General features: G+C 42.7%; 2 protein-coding genes and 2 pseudogenes. 1 reads left to right on the top strand and 3 read right to left on the bottom strand.

Features of this window, described 5'->3' with window-relative positions; translation table 11 throughout:
* Positions 1-124 precede the first annotated feature (124 nt).
* From AACW06_RS19365 to AACW06_RS19355, 3 genes and pseudogenes are all read right to left on the bottom strand, one after another.
* A pseudogene (locus AACW06_RS19365) lies at positions 125-731 on the bottom strand (IS5 family transposase); the annotation flags it as partial.
* A 281-nt stretch (positions 732-1,012) separates the two neighbouring features.
* A complete protein-coding gene (locus AACW06_RS19360; protein ID WP_192076308.1) occupies positions 1,013-1,336 on the bottom strand; it encodes a hypothetical protein in 324 nt (107 codons plus the stop codon).
* A complete protein-coding gene (locus AACW06_RS19355; protein ID WP_192076307.1) occupies positions 1,308-1,487 on the bottom strand; it encodes a hypothetical protein in 180 nt (59 codons plus the stop codon). The genes AACW06_RS19360 and AACW06_RS19355 overlap by 29 nt, the downstream gene beginning before the upstream one ends.
* 176 nt (positions 1,488-1,663) lie before the next feature.
* On the opposite strand from AACW06_RS19355, the pseudogene AACW06_RS21125 reads away from it, so the two are divergent.
* Positions 1,664-1,820, top strand: a pseudogene (locus AACW06_RS21125) (IS110 family transposase); the annotation flags it as partial.

Below are 1,820 nucleotides of genomic sequence, written 5' to 3'. Positions count from 1 at the left end.
GAACGCCGATAGAAACATTAGAGGATGGGAAATCAATCTGGGCTGAAAAGAATCTAGCCCAGATATAATCTGACAGGCACCAAGTCGAAAAGTGGGTAACTGTCAGATCAGGTCTGAATTAGTACAATCTACGATAACGGTTTAGCCAGCTATGGGTTCGCTCCACAACCCAACGATGAGTCTTAAAATCATCCGATTGTTTCAAACTCGCGGCCTCTTCAGCCCGTGATTGAACATGGGGAATGTAGTTCAAAGCGACTAACTCATCATGTAGCCACTGCCCTGTATAACCTTTGTCTAGATACAATGGTACTTTCAACGGTGGGCGATAACACTCTAATGCGTCTAACGTTTTCAGTACCAACTTGATGTCGTGGACGTTCGCACCATCACTGACAACGGCAAGTGGCAACCCATTCGCGTCCGTCAACAAACTGCGTTTTACACCTTGTTTCGCTCTATCTGTTGGGTTCTTACCTGTTTTTTGAGCCAGCTAAAGGCGCTTTAGTCTGGCAGCCATCCATTGATATCGAACGCCAATCAACCCCCTCGTAAATGAGGCCATTTTGCCAAAACTGCTCAAAGACACCTGCATCTCGCCACTCTTGAAAGCGACGATGTGCAGAGCTAGAGGTACAAATACCTGTCGCATTTAGCGCATTCCACTGACAGCCTGTTCTAAGAACAAAAAGAATGGCGTTCATGGCATCACGATTATCGACCCTCTTTCGCAATAAGAGATCCTCAATATGTGTTTGTCGTAAGCAATGCTTAATGACCAAAATGACAAAGCGAAATAGATAACTTTGTTGTTCGAAGATCATTGGCTGCTCACGCAGCCAACAGGATGTTATTACCTATTGACAGACAGAAGGCTCATATGTGTTATACTACTGATTTAGAAGAAGTATCTCAAACCAGCATAAGCACCTGACAAGTTGATATCGATGTCATTTCCGGCATTACTAATTGATGTGAAGGTTGCTCTGTACCCTAGGTGCAAATCAACACCTTACTTCAGGCGAGTACCGAACTCTAGACCTACCTGATAACCTGTTTGAGACTCTGAAAAGCTAACACCGTTTCCTGAACCATCAATTGTCACCTCTCCAAGACCGACCATCGGCGCTAAATACAAATTGCCAAAATCGTATAACACGAACAGTTTTGCTTTTGCATTTACAAATAAAGCATCGCCGTCCACTTTTAAAGTGCCAGTGTTGTCTACTTCACCAAATGTACGATGTTCTACTTCCACACTCGTTTTTACCAATGAGTGCGTGTTGAATTCATAGCCAGCCAATACATTATGCCGATTCGTCCACAGACTCGCCATTGATGCTAACATCAATACTATTCGCTACTGCGACGTCTGCACCGATATAAAACTGATCGCCAGTCTTCTTAACAAAGTCATCTGGGCTTGCTATAGACTGGACACTCAATAAAATTAGAGAACTTGCGACTAAGCCAACTACGTTTTTCATAACCAATACCGATATTTAAAACGGACATTATATCAGAATTACCAACTTATAGAACGACATACCACAACGAGTGGCATAACGCCGCATTAAGGTGATGAGATGGTCTCCCCCTACCACTTCACATGGCATTGAGCCATGCTTGGAGTGTTCAGGTCCCGAAGCAAAAGGAGAAGACCATGACTCAGCATAAAATCATCGGCATCGATTTAGCAAAAAATATTTTCTTTCTTCTTCAAATTAATCATAAAGGAAAGAACATAAGCCGTAAAAAACTTCAACGAACTAAGCTACTTAATTACATCGCAAATCAAAATCCATGCATCATCTCTATGG

This window comes from Vibrio sp. S12_S33 (genome assembly GCF_963889785.1).
Classification (GTDB): domain Bacteria; phylum Pseudomonadota; class Gammaproteobacteria; order Enterobacterales; family Vibrionaceae; genus Vibrio; species Vibrio aestuarianus.
The sequence above is the reverse complement of the archived record's forward strand: the minus strand, read 5'-3'. Positions and strand labels throughout refer to the sequence as shown.

Coding starts and splice junctions, on each gene's coding strand:
- AACW06_RS19360 (WP_192076308.1), bottom strand. CDS start 1,336: ATGGCGAGTCTGTGGACGAATCGGCATAATGTATTGGCTGGCTATGAA.
- AACW06_RS19355 (WP_192076307.1), bottom strand. CDS start 1,487: ATGAAAAACGTAGTTGGCTTAGTCGCAAGTTCTCTAATTTTATTGAGT.